Raw genomic sequence first — 20,918 nt, forward strand, 5'->3', positions numbered from 1 at the left:
TCCTGGAGAGCTTGAACCAAGACCTGAAATCAGAGGAACTGCTGTGTATTGCGAGCTCGCTGTCCGAAGGAGACGAAATCGATGAACATCGGCGCAATAGGTAAGAAATTGGGCCAGCTCGTCATTGTGATCCTGATCGTCAGCTTCGGAACCTTCGTGCTGGCATCACTGATCCCCGGCGATCCTGCTGTCTCCGTTCTAGGTGAAGGCCGAACGCCCGCCGAGTACGAGGAAGTTCGGCAGCAGCTCGGGCTCAACGATCCACTCCTGGTTCGCTATTGGGACTGGCTGACCAGCGCTCTCCAGGGCGACCTCGGTAATTCGCTTGTTCCCCCGCAGCAGGACGTTCTGACTGCGATCGGCTCGGCACTGCCCGTCAGCGTTCAGTTGGCCGTGATGGGTCTGGTCATCGCACTCGTCGTCGCCGTGCCGCTCGCACTCTGGTCGGCGCACCACGAAGGCGGCGTCATCGACCGCGTCATCAGCGCCGCGACGTTCGGTGTTCTTTCCGTCCCGAGCTTCCTCGCCGGTCTGTTGCTGATCATGGTCACCGTCAATTGGCTCGGCTGGTTCCCGCGATCACAGTGGGTGCGCATCGGGGACAGCCTCTCCGGAAACCTCTCACACGCAATACTCCCGGCTATCACCATCAGCCTCCTCGAGATGGCGATGTTCACTCGCGTTCTCCGATCCGATCTGGTGACGACGCTCCGTGAGGATTACATCCTCGCTTCGAAGGCGAAGGGAATGCCCACGCTGCGAGTGCTTTTCAGTGACGCGCTCCGACCGTCGTCGTTCTCGCTCATCACGATGATGGGTCTGGCTCTCGGCGGCATGATCGGCAGCACCGTGATCGTCGAGACGCTGTTCTCGTTGCCCGGAATGGGCACGCTCATCGTCCGCGCAGCGCAGCAAGGTGATTCGCCGATGCTGCTTGGCGCGGTGGTCGTGATCGCGGTCATCTACGTCCTCGTCAACAGTGCGATCGATGTTCTGTACACCTATCTTGACCCGAGGAGTCGTCGTGTCCATGTCTGAAGTGACGCCAGACGGAGCGGCCCCGTCGCCGGCCCCGTCCGAGGTGATGACATACCGGCAGCAGACAGTCCTGCTGGCTCCCGGTCCCGTCGAGACGTTGGAACAGCCCAAGAATCTGGTCCTGATCGGATCGATTCTCACGGTGATCGGCGTTGCGCTGCTCGGCACCGCACTCTTCGGTTCGGCCATCATGATGACCGTCCGCATCGTGCTCGCGCTCGTTGCCCTGGTTTTCCTCTTCAAGGGTCTCGGCAAGCTCGGTACGTCCAAGTGGGGCAGTCAGTTCGATCTCTCGTACTGGTTGGCGTGCATCTGGCTGGCCGCGCTGATCCTGGCCGCGATCTTCGCACCGCTGCTGCCGCTCGGTGAGTACAAGGACACGGTCAAGACCTTGGCCGAGCCGGGCTTCGCCTCGCCGAGCCTGCTCTCCGATCACCCGTTGGGTACCAACAACTTCGGTCTCGATCTGCTTGCCCGCGCTTTGTTCGGTGCCAGGGCATCCTTGACCGTGGCCATCTGCGCCGTACTGATCGGCATGATCATCGGCGGCACCATCGGCGTCATGGCCGGTTACTTCCGCGGCAAGGTCGACGCAGTCGTCGGAATCCTGACCAACTCGCTGCTGGCCATTCCTTCTCTGGTGCTGTTGATCGCACTGGCCGCGGTGCTCACGTCGAACCTGCGCAACATCACCCTCGCACTCTCGATTCTCTGCATTCCCAGCATGGTTCGAATCGCCAGGGCCAACACCATCGTCGTCGCCCAACGGGAGTTCGTGCTTGCCGCGCGGGCCATGGGCGCCACCAAATGGCGCGTCATCTGGCGCGAGTTGGTTCCCAACGTCCTCGTTCCGGTCGCCGCGCTCGGCCTGGTGGCCGTCTCCGGCCTGATTGTCGCGGAAGCATCACTCAGCTTCCTCGGACTCGGTATCGCACAACCTGATCCGACCTGGGGCAACATGATTGCGGAAGGCCAGGGCGGGATCGTGGAGAAGCATCCGTTCATCGTTCTGGTTCCCGGCGTCTTCCTCTTCCTGACGGTGTTCTCCTTCAACCTCATCGGCGAGAAGTATCGGAGTAAGCTGTGACCACTTCAGTTCAGAACGGCGTTCCGCTACTGCAGGCGGACAACATCAGGACCGTATTCGCCACTCCGCGTGGCCAGTTGCGAGCAGTCGACGGTGTCTCGATCCACGTTTCCGCCGGTGAAACTCTCGGTATCGTGGGTGAATCCGGTTCCGGCAAGTCGGTTCTCGGACGCACCATCATGGGTCTGCTGCAGAAGGGTCCGGCTCTGGACATCAGCGGGACGGTGACGTTTGCCGGCCGCGACATGTCGACCATGAAGAAGGCGGAGATGAAGCACTTCTGGGGACCCGAGATCGCCATGGTCTTCCAGGATCCGATGACCTCGCTCAATCCGTTCAAGCGCATCGGTACCCACATCACCGAATCCTTGAAGTTCCACCTGGGTCTGAAGAAGGACGCGGCCCGCGATCGCGCTGCGGAACTCCTGTCGATGGTGGGTATCCCCGAGCCCAAGCGTCGGCTCGATCAGTACCCCCACGAACTTTCGGGCGGTATGCGTCAGCGTGTGGTCATCGCGATGGCCCTGGCCTGCGAGCCGAAACTGCTGATCGCGGACGAGCCGACCACAGCGCTCGACGTGACCGTGCAGAAGCAGATCCTCGACCTGCTCGCCTCGCTCAACGACAAGCTCAACATGGCCGTCATCCTGATCAGCCACGACCTCGGTGTGGTCTCGGGACGATCGGATCGCGTCGCCGTCATGTACGCCGGGTCCGTCGTGGAAACGTCGGCCACCGAGGAGTTGTTCACTCGTCCGCGCCACCCGTACACCGAAGCGCTTATGGCCGCGATTCCGCGACTCGAATCGCCGACGCACACAGTGCTGCAGACAATTCCGGGTGGACTGCCGGACATGACGAAGCCGATCACCGGTTGCCGCTTCGCCGCTCGCTGCCGGTATGCCCAGGACGACTGCCTGACCGGCGAACCGGCTCTGGCTCCCGGTGGCCTGGGAGACAACACAACCGAAAGTCACACGTTCGCGTGCCACTACCCGGTCGACACCCCTGAAGGCACAACGGCATTGGTCGCCAACGAGAAGGCCGGCACTACCGCAGCGGGTCTCTCGCTCGCGGTGAAGGAGATGGTCTGATGACTGCAGCAACCGAAACCAGAAAGCCCGAGACGGTGGACGCGGCCCTGACGGTCGAGGACCTGGTCGTCGAATTCAACGTCGGCAAGGGGCAGACCGTTCATGCCGTGTCCGGGATCAGCTTCACCGTCGCTCCGGGCGAAACATTGGGCGTTGTCGGTGAATCCGGCTGTGGCAAGTCCACAGCAGGCCGGGCGATCATGCAGTTGCCCTCACCGACGTCGGGCTCCATTCGCCTCGGAGAGACGGAAATGACGGCACTGGGCGCGGAAGAACTGCGTCGCAGTCGCACTCAGTTGCAGATGATCTTCCAGGATCCGATCTCCTCCCTGAACCCTCGTCGCAAGGTCAAGGCTCTCATCACCGAGGGTCCGTCGATCTGGGGCGGAAAAGACAAGGCCGCCATCGAAGCTCGGGCACGCGAGGTTCTTGCCGAGGTCGGGTTGGACCCGGACATGGTGTGGGACCGGACCCCGCGGGAACTCTCGGGCGGACAGTGCCAGCGTGTGTGCATCGCCCGCGCATTGATGCTCGATCCCAAAGTCCTGATCTGTGACGAGCCGGTCTCGAGCCTCGACGTCTCCGTGCAGGCGCAGATTCTGAACCTGCTCGAGGATGCGAAGAAGCGTCACGGGCTGTCTTTGCTGTTCATCGCGCACAACATGGCCGTCGTGAAGAACATCAGCGACCGCGTGATGATCATGTACTTGGGCCGCGTCTGCGAAATCGTTCCCGCAGAAGACATGCAGAACCGCGCGCTGCACCCGTACACGCAGCTACTGCTGTCGTCGATTCCCGATCCTGATGCCACCGTCACCGCAGCGCAGAACGTCGAGCAGAAGGTCATCGAGCTGCCGTCGCCGCTCAATCCGCCCAGCGGCTGCCGGTTCCGTACTCGGTGCCCGCTGGCCACGGATCTCTGCGCCGAGGAAGTTCCCGAACTTCGTCTCGTCCAGGGCGGTCATCAGGTGGCGTGCCACAACGTGTGACTACACGCGAAGCATGTTGCGTACGTGACCGGTTTCGTTGATCGACCCGACCCTGCGGCTTCCGTCCCGGGAAACAAGAATTCGCGTGACGGACACGTACTCGATCGGGAAGGTCAACGGACGCTCCAGCCCGAGTAGTTCCTGCAGAACGATATTGATGACGCCGCCGTGGCAGAAGATCGCCACGGTGGCGTTGTTGTCGGTTGCGGCGACGACGTCGTCGATCGCACCGAGGACTCGCGCACGAAAAGCGTCGCCGTCCACCGACTCGGGTAGCCATCCGGCCTTGATGCGCGCATACGTTTCCGGTGCGCGTTCCAAGACCTCGTGCATCGGGATGTAGTGGGGCTGCTCGTAGTCGTACTCCGCCAGACCCTCGAGCTGGGTGACCGGAAGATCCAATGCCTGCGCTACCGGGTCCGCAGTCTCGAGTGCGCGCTTCTGCGGGCTACTGAAGAGCCCGGTGATCCGGTAGGGGGCCAAAGCCGCAGGCAGCCGAAGTGCCTGCACGCGACCGGCGTCGGTCAGTGAGGGATCGGCGAAGCCTTCGGTGACCTCGGCCAGTTCGGGGAGCGCGTGTCGGATCAGGAGTAGTTGCACCCACGTCACCTTGCCATGTACAGATCGACGGCCACCACGAGGTTTCGGCCTTCGCGTTTCGCCTGGTACATGGCGGTGTCGGCGATGTCGAGCAGAGCGTCCATCTCGGCCATTGCCTGATCTACCCAGGCGACTCCGATACTGACCGTTCCGGCGAAGCCGCGGATGGATCGGGAGTGCGCCTCCTGCCTCTGTCTGATGCGTTCTGCCAGGGCAATTGCTTCCTCGAATGTGCAGTCGGCGGCGGCGACGGCAAATTCCTCACCGCCAAGGCGACCGGACAGTCCCAGTCCTTCGGTAGTGGCGAGGAGGGTGTTTCCGAACTGTTCGAGGACCGAATCTCCGGTGAGGTGGCCGAGGTTGTCGTTGATCGATTTGAAGTGGTCGAGATCGAGCATCATGACGGCGATCGATTTTCGCGCTGTGTGTTGGGTGTCGAGGAGTTCTTGCGACTGGGTCCAGAATGCATGTCGGCTCAGCGTTCCGGTCAGGGCGTCGCATTCGGCGATGCGTTGGAGTTCACGTTCAGCGCGTCGCTGTGCGCCCGTGGCGACGGCTACGGCGATGGGGGAGAGCGCCATCAAGATGACGGAGATTCTGGTGGTTACACCTTCGCTGAGCAGATGAACCGGATCGGCCAGGGCCAACCGCCCCTGGCCGGCCATGATCAGCGCCCACGCGCTCCACCCAGCCGCGAGGAGCGAAGTGCTGAACAGCGAGACGCGCATCGCGCACCACAAGAGCGCCGGCATCGGAAGCAGCAATGCGAGGGCTCCCTGCACTTCGAGGGCCAGCGGGAGGCAGGCGAGGAGGGCTGCCAGCGGCAGAAGGATCTGGGCGACCCGTCGAAGTCGCAGATTCTGCCGCACGGACGGCCCGAACGTACGACGGACGTGGTCGAACGGAGGTGCGGAAAGAAGGATGGGCAGCACGATCAGATAGGTGCACAGGTCGGCGAAGAACCAACCCACCAATTCCGTTCCCGCACCGCTTCCTTCGTGGAGTTGAGTGCGCAGCGCGCTCGCGGACCCAGCCGTGAACGACGCCAGAACCGAGACGACGAAGATTCTGGTCGTGTACTTGGTCTCGGAGATCCGCCGCGGAAAACAGCCGAGCAAGTTCGCGGCGATCAATCCTGTCGTGACGCCGACCAGATTGATCGCATTCAGTTCGAAGGCCCTCTGCACGGGGCTTCCGGTCGCAAGATCCGCCGTCAGCAGCGCGGCGCCGCCGACAGCGAGTCCGATCGGCGCAAACGAGCGTGGGTTACGAAGGAGAATGCCCAGAAGGATCGCGTTGGCGGGCCAGAAGGTCGACAGAAACCCGGGCGGACGGGCGGCGATGCCGGCGAGGGCGACAACGAGTATGGCGACGAAGATCAGCGACGAGCGCACCCGGGTTGTCGAACGATCCATGGCCAGCCTGTCGTAGAAAGCAGAAGCTGTCCGAGCCTAGCAATGATCCGGCTACTGTCCGAGTTGTACGTTGAAGTGTCATTCCCGAGGGTTCGGCTGCGTGAGGCGCCGAATCAAGTTCGCCAACTCCTCGGGCTGATCGATCATCGCGTGGTGATGCGCCGGGCGCAGGACGTGAAAACTCCCGCCGAGGTAGGTGGCGAGTTTCTGCTGCTTTGCCATCCAGGCGATGGACCAGGGAGTGGTGTGGCCAGTGTGTGCGGCAACGACGCTGAGGTCGATGTCGGGCAGTGGATGCTTGCTCGAGCGTCGTAAAGCGGTGAGCTCCAGCGCCATATCGGTGTACGCGACGTATTCGATCATCGCCGCCTCCAGATAGTGAGGCTCGCGGTAGATCTTCCGGACCCATTCGAGGGTGGCTTCGGACGACCCGCTCGGCGGCACGGACTGGTTGAGGATCTTGCGCGTCGTGGTGCCGAGGAGTCGTTGGAGTCCGGTGGTGCTGAACGAGGCCGCGGCGGCCCGGGAGGCGATCAGCAGCAGGTCGCGGGGGAAAAGACGTTTCGGTTCTTTCTCGGCACTGGAATCGAGGAGCAGCATCCCCGCCGCCCGATCGGGGAACAGTCGCGCGAAGCCTTCGGCGTAGAAGCCGGCGATGGAGTGGCCGACGACGACGGCCGGACCAGTCAGTTCCAGAGTGTCGAGCACGTCGCGGATCCGCTGAGCTTCGCCGCGGACAGTCGGCACGTCGGAAGACGGCTCGCTGAGTCCGAAGCCCGGGCGATCGAAGCGGACGACGGTGTGGTCCGACTGGAGATGACGCGCGCAGTCATCCCAGTCGAACCAGTTGCCCGCCAGTCCGCCGCACAGGACGACGACGGGGCCGTCGCCCTCGGCAAGAACATGCAGTCGGCTCTCGCCGACCTGCAAGATCTCGCCCGGTGGTTTCACGTGGAACAATTCCGGCACGTGAGAATCCGGACTACTGACGCGGTTTCGCGAGGGGGAAGGCCAGCGTCTCGCGGATGCTGCCGCCCGTGATCAGCATGACGATTCGGTCGACGCCCATCCCGAGACCACCCGTCGGCGGCATCGCGTGTTCGAGGGCTTGAAGGAAGTCCTCGTCCAATTCCATCGCTTCTGGATCGCCGCCGGCCGCGAGCATCGACTGCTCGGTGAGCCGGTTGCGCTGATCCACGGGGTCGGTCAACTCGCTGTACGCGGTTCCGAGTTCGACACCCCATGCCACGAGGTCCCACTTCTCGGCGACGCCGGGGATGCTGCGATGCGGCCGGGTGAGCGGAGACATCGAGGTGGGGAAGTTGGTGTAGAACGTGGGGAACTCCGTGTAGTCCTCGACCAGGTGCTCGTACATCTCCTGCGCGATGGCGCCGGTATCCCAGCTGGACTGGTACGGAATCTCGTTGGCGTCGCACAGCTTCTGCAGGTCTTCGAGACTCGTCTCGGGGGAGACGTCGACACCAAGCTTTTCGGCGACGGCGCCGTGCATCGTCTTCACCGGCCACTCGCCGGAGATGTCGACCTCGACCAATTCGCCGTCCGGGCCGGGTCGCATGATGATTTCGCGCCCGAAGGCTGCGACGGCCGCCGCCTGGATGAGCTCGCGGCACATCCGCATCATGCCCTCGTAGTCGCTGTGCGCCTCGTAGGCCTCGAGGATCGTGAATTCGGGATTGTGTTTGAAGTCGACGCCCTCGTTACGGAACACGCGGCCGATCTCGAACACCTTCTCCATTCCTGCGACGCACAAGCGCTTCAGGTACAGCTCGGGTGCGATGCGGAGATAGAGGTCGAGGTTGTACGCGTTGATGTGTGTCAGGAACGGAGCGGCGTTCGCGCCGCCGTGCACCTGCTGCAGGATCGGGGTCTCGACTTCGAGGTATCCGCGACCACCGAGTGAATCGCGAAGCGACTTCACGACGGCACTTCGAGCTTCGAGCAGTTCGCGGGCCTTCGGGTTGAGGGCGATGTCGAGGTACCGCTGGCGGACTCGGGTCTCGGGATCCGAGAGGCCCTTCCACTTGTCCGGCAGCGGGTGCAGGCACTTGCCGTTCATGCGCCACTCGACGGCGATGAGCGACAGCTCGCCCTTGCGGCTGCGCCCGATGGTTCCGCTCACTTCGATCAGGTCACCGAGATCGAACTCGGCAGCGAACTCCGCCAACTTCTCGCGGCCGACGTTGTCCTGGTCGACCAGAACCTGGATGTCGCCGGACCAGTCGCGCACGTCCGTGAACACGACTCCGCCGTAGTCGCGAACCCTCAGCAGGCGTCCCGCGATGCGTACGCGGGTGCCCTCCGGCGACTTCGCTGCGGCTGCGATCGTATGCGTCGGCGGGTAGGCGACGGGGTAGGCGGCGATTCCTTCGTCGGCCAGTTGCGCGAGTTTGTTCATGCGCACGCGGACCTGCTCGGGTCGACGCGGACCGTTGGTCGTGAACGACGGCGCCGAGTCCGGCGGACTGCCGTCGGCGTGCAGTCCTTCGGAAGTCACCAGAGCTGCCGGCACCGCCGCATGCGTTCCGGTGTGCTTGACGACCTGGCTCGACTTGCGCCCGAAACTGGGCAGAACGACAAAGCCTTCGGCGATGGCCGACGCGAATCCGACGCGCGGCAGCTCACGGTTGTCCTCGAAGCAGAGAAAACGCGGCTCCCAATCCGGCTGGTACTTCACGTTCGAGCGGTACAGCGCTTCGAGCTGCCACCAGCGGGAGAAGAAGACGAGCACCGAGCGCCAGATGCGGAGGATCGGGCCGGCGCCGATGCGCGAACCTTCCTCGAACACCGAGCGGAAGACGGCGAAGTTGAGCGAGACCCGCACGACGCCGATCTCGTCCGAACGTGTGGCCAACTCCGAGACCATCAATTCGACGACACCGTTGGGCGCCGTCGGCTTACGGCGCATCAGGTCGAGCGAAACGCCGTTCGGTCCCCACGGCACGAGCGAAAGCATGCCGACGACGCTTTCGTCCTCCGTGCCTTCGCCCATGACGGCTTCGACGAGGAGGCAGTCGCCATCGAGGTGATCGCCCAGTCGGCCGAGCGCCATGGAGAAGCCGCGCTCGGTGTCGGTGTCACGCCAGTCGTCCGCGCGGATGATGACGGCCGCCATGTCCTCGGGCGGGATGTCGCGATGGCGTCGCATCCGCACGGTGACGCCGTGGCGCCTGACGCGGGTGACGGCCTGGCGCACCGGGCGCATGTCGCGTCCGTTGAGGTTGAACTCGCGGGTGCGCAGGATCGCTTCGTCGCCGAGTTGCAGGACGCTCAAGCCTGCCTTCTTGTACGCCGTTGCCCCGGTTTCGCTGGCGCCCATGACGGCCGTCGCCCAGCCGTACTGCGAGGCCAGGTCCTGCCACGCTTCGATGGCGTGCGGCCACGCTTCGGGATCGCCGATGGGATCACCACTGGCGAGGCAGACGCCGATTTCGACGCGGTAGGTGATCGCGGCCTTGCCGCTCGGCGCGAAGATGACGGCCTTGTCGCGGCGGGTGGCGAAGTAAGCGAGGGAGTCGTCGGCGCCGAAGTTCTGGATCAACCCGCGGATCGCGGATTCGTCGTTGCCGGTGAGGGCGTTGTTGGAGCGTTGCGCGCGGAAGAGCGTCATGACGGCGGCGAGTAGTGCGATGGCGCCGAGGAGACCGAGGACCGTGTTGACGAAGACGCGTGGATGGCCGTCGAATACCTCGTTGTCGACCGAAGCCGCCGCGGTGACGCGGTTCAGGGCCCACAGGAATCGTTGGTTCTGCGGCAGGTCGCCCGGGAAGAGTTCGACAAGGCCCCAACCGATCACGGTCGCGACAGCCATGCCGCCGATCAGTACGCCGAGCGCTTTCCAACCGGCGCCGCGTCGTACGCGTGTGTAGAACTCGGGCCTCGCGGCGATGAGGATTCCGATCACGACAAGCAGAACGACAGCGGCGACGGCGTTGTTCGGGTTCTTGTCGACGATCGTGGAGGCGATGTTGGTGAGGGTGATCAGCGCGAGGTAGATCGTCAGCAGCCACCAGGCGATGCGCTTGCGACTCGCGAGGGCCGCGGCGAGCAGGGCGACGACGAGCGCCCACGACAGGCTCGTATCCGGTGCGTCGAAGTAGTAGCTGTCGATGTATTCGCGTGGGACGCGGAGGATGTGCCGCAGAACCGGCGAGATGCTCCACAGGAACACCAGTACGGAGAAAACTCCGAGGATCAATCCCGAGATATGGGGAACCTGGCTGAACCGCCCTTTGCGGAATCGCCGCGCCTGGCGCGGATTTTCGGGTGGCGATTCCACCAGCTCTGCAGTGGTGTCCGATACCTCGGTCAATGGTGCCATCGAGCTTCCTCTCCTACCGGTCGATCAGATCCTCACGCTAAGTGTGGTCTGTCGTGTCCAGTTTTGTGGGAGGAGGAAGATGATTGACATGACCGACAACATTCCAGCAGTACCCATCCGCGACGAAATGATTCGGCTCGGTCAGTTTCTCAAGCTCGCGAACCTCATCGAATCGGGCGCGGAGGCCAAGGAAGTGATCGCCGACGGCATGGTTTCGGTCAACGGTGAGGTCGAAGATCGTCGGGGCCGCCAGCTTCGTGACGGCGATGTCGTCGAGATCGGCGGGATGGCCGCCAAAGTGGAAGCCCCCGCCTGATCCCGCGACTTCTGACTAGCTTTCGCGAACGACGACGCCGTCCTGGTCGCTGTAGACGATCTCGCCGGGGTTGAAGGTGACTCCGCCGATTTCGATCGGCACGTTCTTCTCGCCCGAACCGGTCTGAGTGCTCTTGCGCGGGTTGGTGCCCAGCGCCTTGACGCCGATGTCGAGGGTGCGCAGGATCGCCGAGTCGCGGACAGCTCCGTTGACGATGACGCCGGCCCAGCCGTTGTCGACGCCGCGGCCGGCGATGATGTCGCCGACCAGGGCGGTGTGGATGCTCGCGTCACCGTCGACGACGAGGACTCCACCGTTGCCCGGTTCGCTGAGGGTCTGCTTCACGAGCAGGTTGTCCTGGAAGCACTTGATGGTCGTGATGGGGCCGGCAAACACTTCACGTCCACCGAACTGGGTGAACTGCGTGTCGCAGCTACGGATGTCGGGTCCGATCTCGTCGGCAAGGTCAGCGGTCGCTACAGGCTCGGTCATGCCCCACAGGATAGTCGGCGGGGCTCGGGCCTAGTTGTCGTCGGGGAGTATGCCGTTCAGCACTATGTCGGCGAGAGAATCGGCAAACGGTCCCGGGTCCGAGACGTCACGAACCGACAGCGCGAAGATGGCCGCGCCCGCCATGATGTCGAGGAGAGCGTCGGCGTCGACGCCACTTCGGATGTCGCCGCGCTCCCTCGCCGCTTCCAGTCGACGGTTCAGCTCGACGCGGACTCCGGCCAGTTGCCGCACCACGAGAACGTCGCGTAATTCCGCGTTTGTTCGCACTTCGCTCATCAGTCCGGGCGCCGCGGCCCGGGTGGCGGGAGCGGCGAATAGTGCCACCGCGCCCTGCACAAGCGCGCGAATCTGATCCGCGATCGTGCCCTCGGCGCCGAGTTCGGTGTCGATGTCCGCGCCCTGTTCGACGTCGAGTACCGGATAGATCGCGTCGTTGACGATGTGTGCCTTCGACGGCCACCGACGGTAGATGGCTGGACGCCCCACTCCGGCACGCGTGGCGATGGCGTCGATGGACGTGCCCGCATACCCCTTTTCTTCCAACAGTTGCCTGGTCGCGTCCAGTACTGCGTCGTCGATTGCAGGGTTTCGCTGCGGGCCCAGGCGGTGCTGAGTTTCGGAATCTTTGGACATTTTGGGCAAATCCCTTGCGGTATCGCTGTGATGGCCGTTACATTCTGTCACGGCTTTAGTCGATACATATTGTATCGACTATCGGCACGTGTGCATCGGCGCCACCGAACCACGAGGAGTGGTGATGAACCTTCGAACCGAAACAGAAACCTCAGACGAAGACCCCGACTACGCCGAATTCGCCAGGCCTGGCGAATCCCGCAACGACCCGGCAGAGATGCGACGCAGCCTCGAAGGCTGGCTTGCCACCGTGCTGTGGCGAGGCTCGAAACCTTCCGTGACCTCGGTCAAGATACCGGCCGCGAACGGCATGTCCAACGAAACTGTGCTTTTCGACGCGACGTGGATCGAGGACGGGGTTCGAGGTGAGCATCGCCTGGTCGCCCGTATCGCCCCGCGCGACAGTGCGGTACCGATCTTCCCGTCGTACAACCTGGACCAGCAGTTTCGGGTCATGAGCGCCGTCGCGGCTCACACATCGGTGCCGGTCCCGCGGGTGTACTGGTCCGAGAGCAACCCGGACGCGCTCGGCGGTGAGTTCTTCGTAATGGAACGGCGCGACGGCGAAATTCCGCCAGACGTCATGCCGTACACGTTCGGATCCTGGCTCTCGGTGGCTTCAGCGGACGACTGTTCTCGACTCCAGCAGTCATCGGTCCGGGTGCTCACGGAGTTGCACGCTATGGCCGATCCGCACCTGGCTCTCCCAGGGTTGTGCGGTTTCGGTGCCGAACCGACTGGGGCAGAAGCACTTCGGGCGCACCTCGAGGACCAGCGCCGCTATTACGAGTGGGCAACCGCCGACGGACCAGGATCTCCGTTGATCGAGCGCGGCTTCGACTGGATCGAGGCGAACTTCCCCACCGATGCCGGTTCCGCAGTGCTGTGCTGGGGAGACTCGCGGATCGGAAACGTCATCTACCGCGACTTCGAACCGGCGGCGGTCCTCGACTGGGAGATGGCTGCACTGGGGCCGCGCGAGTTGGATCTCGGCTGGATGATCTTCCAGCACAGGTTCTTCGAGGATCTCGCTGCCATGGCCGGACTCCCCGGAATGCCGGATTTCCTTCGTCGCGAGGACGTGGCAGAGGCCTACGGCTCGCTTTCCGGCCACCAGGTTGCGGATCTAGATTTCTACATCGTGTACGCCGCGCTGCGACATGCGGTGATCATGTTCCGAGTCCAAAGTCGCGCAGTGGCTTTCGGTCAGGCGGAATTTCCCGACAACCCGGACGAGATGATCCTGCACCACAAGACACTCGAAGCCATGCTCGACGGCACCTATTGGGAATCGCTCGCTACAGCCACGCTCACAACAGCGTCGGCCGCAACAGGAGATGCACGATGACACTGTCCCCGCTCGACGACTACCCGGTACATCAGATCGCCGAGACCATCCGCCACGTGGGCACCTCGGATCGAAACTTCTACGACCGCTACTACTTCAACTGCCATGCAGGCGTCGACGGCGACAGCGAGCCGCTGTTTCTCATCATCGGTCTCGGTCAGTACCCCAATCTCGGTGTGTGCGACGGCTTTGCGGTTCTTCGGCGCGGCGACGACCATATCGTCTTCCGGGCATCCCGCGCCTTGGGTGACGATCGTATGGACCTGTCAGTAGGCCCGTTGAGGATCGAGATCATCGAGGGTCTGCACCGTCTGCGGGTGGTGTTGGACCCGAGTCCCGAAGCGCCGGACCTGAGCTTCGACCTCACCTTCGAGTCCGACGGCCCCGCCAATCTCGAGGCCAGACATTTCCATCGCCAACTCGAACGAGTCACCTTCGACACGCAACGATTCGTGCAGACCGGAACATGGTCCGGATCCCTGACCGTCGACGGCGACGTCATCCCGGTCACCCCGGAGACGTGGCGGGGTAATCGCGATCGATCCTGGGGTGTTCGACCGGTCGGCGAGGCGGAACCTCCTGGACGCAAGGCGGATCCGTCGATCGCCGGTAGTCAGAACTTCTTCTGGATCTACTCGATCATGCAATTCGGGGACTTCACCGTCGTCACGGTCGTTCAAGAGGATCAGCAGGGACGCCGAATTCTGGAGGATGCGACACGCGTCTGGGCGGATCGTTCGCGCGAGCCGGAGTGGTTGGGTCGACCGGACCACCAGCTCACCTTCATTTCCGGTACCCGCGAGGTGAAGAGCGGAACTCTGTACTTCCGGCGTCCCGGTGCACCAGGAGAATCCGACCACATCCTGGAGATAACCTGCGAACCGATTCTGCCCAACTACATCGGTGTCGGTACGGGCTACGGACTCGAGCAGGATTGGCGCCACGGGATGTGGCAGGGAGAACTGGTGGTTCAGGGCCTGCGAGAGAAGGTTTCGGACATCGAACCGTGGAAGAAGATGCTGTGCCCGGTCGACAATTTGGCCCGGTTCACCCTTGTAGAAGACGGCGTAACTCGCACCGGGACAGGACTGTTCGAGGTAGCAGTCATTGGACCCCACCAGCGATACGGGTTCACCGGAATCGGTGACGTCGCACCGTAACTCCAGCTCGCCAAACCGCAAATCCCAAACCACAGAGAGAGACACTGCCACATGTCCACACGCTCACGAATGTTGTTCGCTCGCACTGCGAAGGCCGCCGCACTTGTTGTCACCGGAGGCCTGTTGTTTGCCGCTCCCGCCACGGCCATCCCGCTCGACTTGGGCTCTCTCAACACGGGATCGGTCGATCTCGGCTCGCTCGATCCTGTGCTCGCGCCGACACCGAACTTGGCCTCCGTGGCCAACTTTCGCGACGTCGCCGGCAATGACGGTAGGGGATACGCCACCGTCGACGGCTCGCACCTCAAGCGCGGCGTCATCTACCGGTCCAATGCGCTGACCGCGACCAGCGACGCAGACAAGGCGACGCTCACCGGCCTCGGACTTGCCGACGCCTATGACCTGCGCGGTTCAACCGAGATCTCCAACCCGTTCATCGGTGGCGCGGACAAGCTCCCGGACGGTGTGACGTACACGAACATCCCCATCGAGTTCAAGGATCTCACTCAGCTCGCTACAACGATCAAGTCGCCGGAAGAGGCCAAGCAGTTCTTGGTCGACACCAACCGTAGTTTTGTCACCGATCCCGTGCGCCGTGCCGGCTTCAAGCAGGTTCTCTCGGACATCGCTGCTGGTGACGGGGTGCAGTTGTTCCATTGCACTTCAGGTAAGGACCGCACGGGTTGGACCGCGATGTTGCTGCAGACCATCGCTGGTGTCCCCGCCCAGACGATCATGGACGACTATCTGTTGAGCAACACCTACCTTCAGGCGACCAACGAGAAGATCCTTGCGCAGATCTCTCAGGCTCTGAGCCCGCAGGTAGCGACCAATCTCGAGCCAGCCCTCGGTGTCGATGCGTCATACCTGGAAGCTGGACTCGCGCAGATAGCCAGCGATTACGGAACCGTCGACGGTTATCTCACCGAAGGTCTCGGACTCACTCCGGACACGATCGCGCTTTTGAAGGCCAAGCTCGTCGCTTGATTGCTGCGGCCGCTACTCGAAGGAGTGTCGGCCGCTGCTGATCTCTTTGCTCGTTTGTCGTGCTCGTTGCCCGTAATCGAGGTAGAGATCGGGGGTCAGCCGGACGCTGGGGGCCGAGATCGAGAGAGCGGCGATCGATCGTTGATCCGGGCCGACGATCGGAGCGGCAATCGCCGTTGTCCCGTCTTCCAACCCTTGTTCGTTGACTGCATAACCTTGGCGTCGAACCTGCTCCAGTAGTTCACGAAACGTGTCCGGGTCGGTGACGGTGTGCTCGGTTGAGGGGTCCAGGCCTACCGCGATGTAATCCTCGGCGACGATGTCGGGTTGGTATGCGAGGTAGGCGATTCCGTTTGCCGTTGCGTGCATCGGTCTCGCTCCGCCGATCGGGAGGAAGACACGAACTGGGTGCGAGCTGTCGAGACGTTCGATGAGCACCATGTCGCGCCCTTCGGGGACCGTGAGGTGAACGTTCTCCTTCGTGTAGTCCTGGAGGTCGCTGAGGGCGGGCAGTGCCATCTCGCGGATTCGCTGAGTGTCGGGAACCTGAGCGCCGATGACGAAGGCTTTGGTGGTCAGTATCCACCGCCCGGAGTCTGTGGTCTGACGGATCCAGCTTTCGTCGCGCAGCGTCGTCAGGCAGCGTTGCACGGTTGCCTTCGAGACGTCGGTTGCGCGGGTGAGCTCACTGAGCCCGACGGGCTGAAGGCGTGCAACAGCTTCGAGAATGTGTAGCGCGGTCGCCACGCTCTGTGTCGCCATCAAACCTCCATCGGATCGTGTGTCTCGCGAGCATACGGTCGACTCTTCCGTGCCCCGGAGCACCCTCCGCGCGTTGACGTGCGTCAGATCACACTCTACTGTGATCGGATCGTACTGTAAACCACTTGGTTCGCACAGTGAACCAGTCGGAGGTTTGACTGAAGTGACTCTTCAAATTGCCGCGTTCGCGGTGTTAGTGGCGGCGTTTGTGCTGGCAACGGTCCGGCCCGTGCATATGGGGGCGTTGACGCTGGCGGCCGCGCTCGGCGTGGGAACGACTCTCGCCGGCTTGTCGATCTCCGAGATCCTGTCTGGATTTCCGGTGGACATCATGCTGCTTCTGCTCGGAGTGACCTACCTGTTCGGGATCGCACGAAGCAATGGCACTCTCGACTGGATCGTGCAGGGCGCAATTCGACGGACCGGAGCGCGCGACGCTCTCCTGCCGTGGGTGTTCTTCGCGCTCGCTGCCGGAATCAGCAGTTTGGGTTCGCCTCTTGCCGGCGTCGTCCTCGCTCCTCTCGCATTGGGAATAGCCAAGCAACGAGGGCGTGATCCGCTCCCGATGGGTCTGGCGGTTCTCACCGGCGGTTCTGCAGGTGGATTTGCTCCCACCAGCCTGTTCGGCATCATCACCGTTGGTGTGGCTGAGCGCAGCGGTATCGACATCAACGCGTTCGCGTTCTTCGGTTTCGTCGTCGTGGTCAACCTCGTATTGCTTGCCGCCGCGACCAGGCTGTTTCGCCGACACGGAGTGCCGGTCGAGCAGGGTGAGCACGTGGACAACCGTGGCGGGATCTCGGCTCCGAGTGCTGGACCGAATCGCCTTCCTGGCGGCGGCGCAACCCAGGTCCTTGTGTCCGAGAAAATGCCAATGGCCACCCATCTCAATGCCTTCCAGCGAGTCACGGTGATGGCGCTGGTCGGCCTGATCGTCGGTGTCGTTGTGTTGTCGGTCGTCGGAGTCAACGTCAACGTCGGCGCACTCGCCCTGGGGCTCGGTGTCACCGTCTCTGTGCTCTTCTCGGAGCAAACACGCTCCGCTGCAAAGGAGATCGACTGGTCGACCATATTGTTGGTGGGTGGGATCATCACGTACGTCGGCGTGCTTCAAAAAATGGGTGCCGTCGATCTGATCAGTGAAGGTGCCGCCCACATACAGGCTCCGCTGATCGCCGCGGTGGCGTTGTGCTTGACAGGCGCGTTCGTGTCGGCGTTCGCCTCCACAACAGGAATCCTCGGTGTACTCATTCCTCTTGCACTCCCACTCATATCGCAGGGGCAGATTCCGGCCGCAGGATTGATCTGCGCGTTGGCAGTCTCGTCCTCTCTCGTGGACAGCACACCGTTTTCCACCGCGGGCGCCGCCGTTGTCGCCAGCGCCGACGAATCCGATCGACCTCGTATCGCCAAGAACCTCCTGCGGTGGGGAATGTCGATGATCGTCATCGGCCCATTGCTGACGTGCGCGGTCCTCGTGGTCCCCGGCTACTTCTGACAGGAAACATCTCATGGCACCCCCGATAACAGACCCCCGTGATACCTCGTCGTTTTCGACGGTCTCGCTTCAGATGGATTCTTCGACACCAACTCTGACTCTCGACAACCCCACCCGCCGAAATGCACTCACTGCCGTGATGCGAAGGGAATTGCTCGACCATCTCGCGCATCTCGCACACCGAGCAGACATCAGAGCAATCATTCTCACCGGCAAGGGTCCGGACTTCAGCGCCGGTATGGACATCAACGAAATTGACGACCAAACCGTCGATGGTGTCGCGGAGGACATGATTCGCCTCGAGGACGCAATCGCGCAGTTCCCGGTGCCGGTCATCGCCGCGATCCGAGGTAACTGCATCGGGGCCGCAACCCAGTTGGCGGTGGCGTGCGACATACGACTCTGTGACACGACCGCCAGCTTCGCGATCACACCGGCCAAACTCGGGCTCGTCTACCCTGCACGTTCGATCGAACGACTCGTTGCCGTCGTCGGCGTCGCGGCCGCAAAGCAATTGCTTCTCACCGGTGCTGCCGTTGACGCCGAGACCGCGAAGGACCTCGGCATCGTCACCTCCGTCGTTGATACTCATCTCGAGGTGCACGCCGCAGAGACTGCAGGCACCATCGCGCTGCGCTCACCGATCAGCGTTCGCGCGGCAAAGGAAATGCTCGAAGCCGCATCCGTTGGAGGGCGGGTTCCGGAAGATCTCCAAACTCGTTGGGCCGGTTTACGTAGCAGGGATTCCGCCGTCGGCATTGCGGCCTTCACGAACCGGCGCATGCCGACCTTTCCGGACTTCAGCGCCGACAGATATCAGTAGACCGCTGACATAGAACAACGAATTATCGACTACTGCAATAGAAGAGGAACCACGATGCTCCTGACCGCTCTGCAGCCGAACTTCCCTGTTCCTGACTCGCCCGATGCAGTTGTCATCGGTGACACACAGATGTCTCGCGCCGAACTCGCGACTGCCGCGCAGGCCGTCATCGCCACGCTGCCGACCTCAGGCGTCGTCGCTGTGAACGCTGTGCCCGCGATGGAAACGGTTGTGGCCATCACCGCCTGCCTGCTCGCAAAAGTGCCGGTTGTTCCAATTCCACCCGATTGTGGGAGAACGGAACTCACGCATTTCCTCACTGACTCGGGCGCGATCCGCTGGGTGGGATCCGTACCGGAAGAATGCGGTGTCTCCGAAATCATCGAGGCCAACCGAACTTCGGGCGCAGCCCCCCGGGCAGACGCCGAGACCGCTCTGATCGTCTACACGTCCGGTACCACCGGTGCGCCGAAAGGTGTCGAACTCACCGCAGCGGCCGTCGCTGCCGGTCTCGACTCGATTGCCGAAGCATGGGACTGGACCGCAGCCGACATCGTCGTCCACGGACTACCACTCTTTCACCTCCACGGACTGATTCTCGGAACCTTGGGGTCCCTTCGCATCGGTTCCAAAGTGGTGCATACGAGGCCCAAACCCACCGCGTATGCGGCCGCGAAAGGCACTCTCTATTTCGGGGTCCCCACCATCTGGTCGAGAATCGCCGACGACCCCGATTCCGCCCGATCATTGCGCTCCGCACGACTTCTGGTCTCGGGCAGCGCATCCCTGCCCGTTCAGGTGTACGACCGCCTGGTCGAGCTCACCGGACAAGCACCACTCGAGCGGTACGGCATGAGCGAAACGCAACTCACGCTCAGCACACGCCCTGACGAGCGTCGGCGAGGCTGGGTGGGGCGTCCCGTCGAGGGTGTCGAAACACGTCTACGCGGCGAGGACGGCAACATCGTCGCCTCTGACGGGGAAGCCATCGGCCAGCTCGAGGTGCGAAGTCAGTTGCTCTTCCTCGGGTACCTGGGTCGACCTGACGAGACAGCACGCGCATTCACCGACGACGGTTGGTTCAAGACCGGAGACCTTGCGGTGCGAGACCCGTCCGGATTCCACAAGATCGTCGGACGCGCCTCCACCGACCTGATCAAGTCGGGCGGATACCGGATCGGAGCAGGCGAAATCGAAACGAGCCTGCTCAACAATCCGACAGTCAAGGAAGCTGCCGTCGTCGGTATGCCCGACGCTGATCTCGGGGAGCGCGTGGTCGCCTACATCGTCCCGGTGGACGAATCCGGTGACGTGAATCAGATCGAACGAGAACTGGTCGAGTACGCCGACGAGTTTCTGTCCCGCCACAAGCGGCCGCGCGAGATCCGAATCGTCGACAGTCTTCCTCGAAATGCAATGGGCAAGGTCCAGAAGAAGAAGCTCATCATCGGGGCATCTGCGGTGATGCCTACGCTTGGGCCTGCGGGTCCGCCTGGAGGTGCTTGACCGGACATCCGGCGGGGAAGGTCCCGAGGTCTTCGACCTTGTAACCATTCGGGTAGCTGCGGATGTTGGGCAGTTCCCGGGCGAATTTTCGCTTCGTCTAGTTGCGCGCCGCTAAAACGCTTGAACGAACGAGTACCAGTCGCCGTCGAACTCCTGGTATCCGATCTCGCCGTCGCGGCGGGGCTTGCCGAGATATGGTGCGCCGTCCGGTAAGTACGCCAATCCGATCGAATCGATCAGACCACCCTCGATATGGAAGCGGCACCCGTTGCCTACCGGCCAGACCTGCAGGACCCGGTAGACGCCAATTGTTTGGTTGTCCAACGACTTCTGGCAATCCGCGGCCACAGCTTCGAGCGAATCTTTCGACAATGCAAACGCAACACGCGAAGGGACGGACAAGGTCACGAGCGCGCCGGTGACGAGGACTATCACTGGCGCGATCGTGCTCAACCGGAGCGTTTTGTACTTCATCCAACCAATCAGGCTGAGTATCAACCACACTCCACCCAAACCGAGTAATACCGAGGCGGCGAGCGCAAAGAATGGAAAGTACACAACCGGCGGCATGAAGGACCACACGATGACGCCGCATGTGAGAGCGACAAGCACTGCGGCGACAATCGCTGTCACCTTCCACCAGGATGCCGGGCCTCCGCGCTCAGTTGTCGGATCACCGTCAGTCATCGGACAACCCTTGCACAAGGCAGTAATTGTGGGGTGGCAACGAATGGAATTGTTGCCACTGGTTTACGTCGAGGCCGTCGTGCGTTGATCCGAGAATTGGTCACTTTCAGCGCCGGCTATCTC

The 20,918-nt window shown here is 62.7% G+C and carries 19 protein-coding genes and 1 pseudogene; 11 read left to right on the plus strand and 9 right to left on the minus strand.

Annotation, left to right across the window (positions count from 1 at the left end; translation table 11 throughout):
• The first annotated feature begins 81 nt into the window (after window positions 1–81).
• Genes QMA15_RS03145 through QMA15_RS03160 form a run of 4 tightly spaced genes read left to right on the plus strand, consistent with a single transcriptional unit; the run spans window position 82 to window position 4,208 of the window.
• Window positions 82–1,038: an ABC transporter permease gene (locus QMA15_RS03145; RefSeq protein ID WP_019746259.1), complete on the plus strand. Its 957-nt coding sequence runs from the start codon at window positions 82–84 to the stop codon at window positions 1,036–1,038.
• On the plus strand, window positions 1,031–2,125 hold the full coding sequence (locus QMA15_RS03150) for an ABC transporter permease (protein WP_020968023.1): 1,095 nt from the start codon (window positions 1,031–1,033) through the stop codon (window positions 2,123–2,125). The genes QMA15_RS03145 and QMA15_RS03150 overlap by 8 nt, the downstream gene beginning before the upstream one ends.
• Window positions 2,122–3,219 (plus strand): ABC transporter ATP-binding protein, encoded by a 1,098-nt coding sequence (locus QMA15_RS03155; protein WP_290283661.1) that lies wholly within the window; start codon window positions 2,122–2,124, stop codon window positions 3,217–3,219. Before QMA15_RS03150 ends, QMA15_RS03155 begins: the two co-directional genes overlap by 4 nt.
• Window positions 3,219–4,208, plus strand: coding sequence for an oligopeptide/dipeptide ABC transporter ATP-binding protein (locus QMA15_RS03160; protein WP_021332638.1), 990 nt, complete (start codon window positions 3,219–3,221; stop codon window positions 4,206–4,208). Before QMA15_RS03155 ends, QMA15_RS03160 begins: the two co-directional genes overlap by 1 nt.
• Here the strand turns inward: QMA15_RS03160 and QMA15_RS03165 are convergent, their stop codons facing one another.
• The 4 genes from QMA15_RS03165 to lysX form a co-directional block, all read right to left on the minus strand.
• Complete coding sequence (locus QMA15_RS03165) at window positions 4,209–4,808, minus strand: histidine phosphatase family protein (protein WP_020968024.1); 600 nt, start codon at window positions 4,806–4,808, stop codon at window positions 4,209–4,211.
• Window positions 4,809–4,813: 5 nt separating this feature from the next.
• The gene (locus QMA15_RS03170; protein WP_020905658.1) at window positions 4,814–6,223 is read right to left on the minus strand and encodes a GGDEF domain-containing protein; all 1,410 of its coding nucleotides are present in this window, start codon (window positions 6,221–6,223) and stop codon (window positions 4,814–4,816) included.
• 78 nt (window positions 6,224–6,301) lie between these two features.
• Window positions 6,302–7,192: an alpha/beta hydrolase gene (locus QMA15_RS03175; RefSeq protein WP_290283662.1), complete on the minus strand. Its 891-nt coding sequence runs from the start codon at window positions 7,190–7,192 to the stop codon at window positions 6,302–6,304.
• Between the two features lie 13 nt (window positions 7,193–7,205).
• Complete coding sequence (lysX, locus tag QMA15_RS03180; RefSeq protein ID WP_019746266.1) at window positions 7,206–10,562, minus strand: bifunctional lysylphosphatidylglycerol synthetase/lysine--tRNA ligase LysX; 3,357 nt, start codon at window positions 10,560–10,562, stop codon at window positions 7,206–7,208.
• A gap of 88 nt (window positions 10,563–10,650) precedes the next feature.
• Between lysX and QMA15_RS03185 the strand changes: the two genes are divergently transcribed.
• Window positions 10,651–10,878 carry an RNA-binding S4 domain-containing protein gene (locus tag QMA15_RS03185; RefSeq protein ID WP_003943569.1) on the plus strand — a complete coding sequence of 76 codons (228 nt, stop codon included), beginning with the start codon at window positions 10,651–10,653 and terminating at the stop codon, window positions 10,876–10,878.
• A 15-nt stretch (window positions 10,879–10,893) separates the two neighbouring features.
• Here QMA15_RS03185 and rraA read toward each other — a convergent pair whose 3' ends face one another.
• Together rraA and QMA15_RS03195 are read right to left on the minus strand one after the other, a co-directional pair.
• Window positions 10,894–11,370 (minus strand): ribonuclease E activity regulator RraA, encoded by a 477-nt coding sequence (rraA, locus tag QMA15_RS03190; RefSeq protein WP_003943552.1) that lies wholly within the window; start codon window positions 11,368–11,370, stop codon window positions 10,894–10,896.
• A 30-nt stretch (window positions 11,371–11,400) separates the two neighbouring features.
• Complete coding sequence (locus tag QMA15_RS03195) at window positions 11,401–12,024, minus strand: TetR/AcrR family transcriptional regulator (protein ID WP_020968028.1); 624 nt, start codon at window positions 12,022–12,024, stop codon at window positions 11,401–11,403.
• 124 nt (window positions 12,025–12,148) lie between these two features.
• Here QMA15_RS03195 and QMA15_RS03200 point away from each other — a divergent pair, with 124 nt between their 5' ends.
• The 3 genes from QMA15_RS03200 to QMA15_RS03210 are packed head-to-tail and all read left to right on the plus strand — an operon-like array spanning window position 12,149 to window position 15,519.
• Window positions 12,149–13,372 (plus strand): phosphotransferase family protein, encoded by a 1,224-nt coding sequence (locus QMA15_RS03200; protein WP_290283663.1) that lies wholly within the window; start codon window positions 12,149–12,151, stop codon window positions 13,370–13,372.
• Complete coding sequence (locus QMA15_RS03205) at window positions 13,369–14,532, plus strand: hypothetical protein (protein WP_020968030.1); 1,164 nt, start codon at window positions 13,369–13,371, stop codon at window positions 14,530–14,532. The genes QMA15_RS03200 and QMA15_RS03205 overlap by 4 nt, the downstream gene beginning before the upstream one ends.
• 51 nt (window positions 14,533–14,583) lie before the next feature.
• Window positions 14,584–15,519, plus strand: coding sequence for a tyrosine-protein phosphatase (locus QMA15_RS03210; RefSeq protein WP_046377671.1), 936 nt, complete (start codon window positions 14,584–14,586; stop codon window positions 15,517–15,519).
• Between the two features lie 12 nt (window positions 15,520–15,531).
• On the opposite strand, the gene QMA15_RS03215 is transcribed toward QMA15_RS03210, so the two are convergent.
• Window positions 15,532–16,281 (minus strand): IclR family transcriptional regulator, encoded by a 750-nt coding sequence (locus tag QMA15_RS03215; protein ID WP_046377672.1) that lies wholly within the window; start codon window positions 16,279–16,281, stop codon window positions 15,532–15,534.
• A 163-nt stretch (window positions 16,282–16,444) separates the two neighbouring features.
• Between QMA15_RS03215 and QMA15_RS03220 the strand changes: the two genes are divergently transcribed.
• The 3 genes from QMA15_RS03220 to QMA15_RS03230 are packed head-to-tail and all read left to right on the plus strand — an operon-like array spanning window position 16,445 to window position 20,108.
• Window positions 16,445–17,779, plus strand: a complete 1,335-nt coding sequence (locus QMA15_RS03220; RefSeq protein WP_046377673.1) for an SLC13 family permease — start codon at window positions 16,445–16,447, stop codon at window positions 17,777–17,779.
• A gap of 13 nt (window positions 17,780–17,792) precedes the next feature.
• Window positions 17,793–18,602 carry an enoyl-CoA hydratase/isomerase family protein gene (locus QMA15_RS03225; RefSeq protein ID WP_080945600.1) on the plus strand — a complete coding sequence of 270 codons (810 nt, stop codon included), beginning with the start codon at window positions 17,793–17,795 and terminating at the stop codon, window positions 18,600–18,602.
• Between the two features lie 54 nt (window positions 18,603–18,656).
• Window positions 18,657–20,108: an acyl-CoA synthetase gene (locus QMA15_RS03230; protein WP_046377675.1), complete on the plus strand. Its 1,452-nt coding sequence runs from the start codon at window positions 18,657–18,659 to the stop codon at window positions 20,106–20,108.
• Here the strand turns inward: QMA15_RS03230 and QMA15_RS32745 are convergent.
• Both QMA15_RS32745 and QMA15_RS03235 read right to left on the minus strand, forming a co-directional pair.
• Window positions 20,071–20,205 (minus strand): annotated as a pseudogene (locus tag QMA15_RS32745) (DUF2236 domain-containing protein); the annotation flags it as partial. The gene QMA15_RS03230 and the pseudogene QMA15_RS32745 sit on opposite strands and share 38 nt — an antisense overlap.
• Before the next feature lie 14 nt (window positions 20,206–20,219).
• Window positions 20,220–20,795: a hypothetical protein gene (locus QMA15_RS03235; RefSeq protein ID WP_020968032.1), complete on the minus strand. Its 576-nt coding sequence runs from the start codon at window positions 20,793–20,795 to the stop codon at window positions 20,220–20,222.
• Between the last annotated feature and the right edge of the window lie 123 nt (window positions 20,796–20,918).

Origin of the sequence: Rhodococcus sp. APC 3903 (genome assembly GCF_030407755.1) — a bacterium.
GTDB lineage: Bacteria > Actinomycetota > Actinomycetes > Mycobacteriales > Mycobacteriaceae > Rhodococcus_F > Rhodococcus_F erythropolis.

What these genes read in the sequence shown, in the direction of transcription:
- QMA15_RS03225 (WP_080945600.1), top strand. Translation starts at nt 17,793, where the DNA reads ATGGCACCCCCGATAACAGACCCCCGTGATACCTCGTCGTTTTCGACG.
- QMA15_RS03200 (WP_290283663.1), top strand. Translation starts at nt 12,149, where the DNA reads ATGAACCTTCGAACCGAAACAGAAACCTCAGACGAAGACCCCGACTAC.
- QMA15_RS03170 (WP_020905658.1), bottom strand. Translation starts at nt 6,223, where the DNA reads ATGGATCGTTCGACAACCCGGGTGCGCTCGTCGCTGATCTTCGTCGCC.
- QMA15_RS03210 (WP_046377671.1), top strand. Translation starts at nt 14,584, where the DNA reads ATGTCCACACGCTCACGAATGTTGTTCGCTCGCACTGCGAAGGCCGCC.
- rraA (WP_003943552.1), bottom strand. Translation starts at nt 11,370, where the DNA reads ATGACCGAGCCTGTAGCGACCGCTGACCTTGCCGACGAGATCGGACCC.
- QMA15_RS03145 (WP_019746259.1), top strand. Translation starts at nt 82, where the DNA reads ATGAACATCGGCGCAATAGGTAAGAAATTGGGCCAGCTCGTCATTGTG.
- QMA15_RS03235 (WP_020968032.1), bottom strand. Translation starts at nt 20,795, where the DNA reads ATGACTGACGGTGATCCGACAACTGAGCGCGGAGGCCCGGCATCCTGG.
- QMA15_RS03230 (WP_046377675.1), top strand. Translation starts at nt 18,657, where the DNA reads ATGCTCCTGACCGCTCTGCAGCCGAACTTCCCTGTTCCTGACTCGCCC.
- QMA15_RS03185 (WP_003943569.1), top strand. Translation starts at nt 10,651, where the DNA reads ATGACCGACAACATTCCAGCAGTACCCATCCGCGACGAAATGATTCGG.
- QMA15_RS03160 (WP_021332638.1), top strand. Translation starts at nt 3,219, where the DNA reads ATGACTGCAGCAACCGAAACCAGAAAGCCCGAGACGGTGGACGCGGCC.
- QMA15_RS03195 (WP_020968028.1), bottom strand. Translation starts at nt 12,024, where the DNA reads ATGTCCAAAGATTCCGAAACTCAGCACCGCCTGGGCCCGCAGCGAAAC.
- QMA15_RS03215 (WP_046377672.1), bottom strand. Translation starts at nt 16,281, where the DNA reads ATGGCGACACAGAGCGTGGCGACCGCGCTACACATTCTCGAAGCTGTT.
- QMA15_RS03150 (WP_020968023.1), top strand. Translation starts at nt 1,031, where the DNA reads ATGTCTGAAGTGACGCCAGACGGAGCGGCCCCGTCGCCGGCCCCGTCC.
- lysX (WP_019746266.1), bottom strand. Translation starts at nt 10,562, where the DNA reads ATGGCACCATTGACCGAGGTATCGGACACCACTGCAGAGCTGGTGGAA.
- QMA15_RS03205 (WP_020968030.1), top strand. Translation starts at nt 13,369, where the DNA reads ATGACACTGTCCCCGCTCGACGACTACCCGGTACATCAGATCGCCGAG.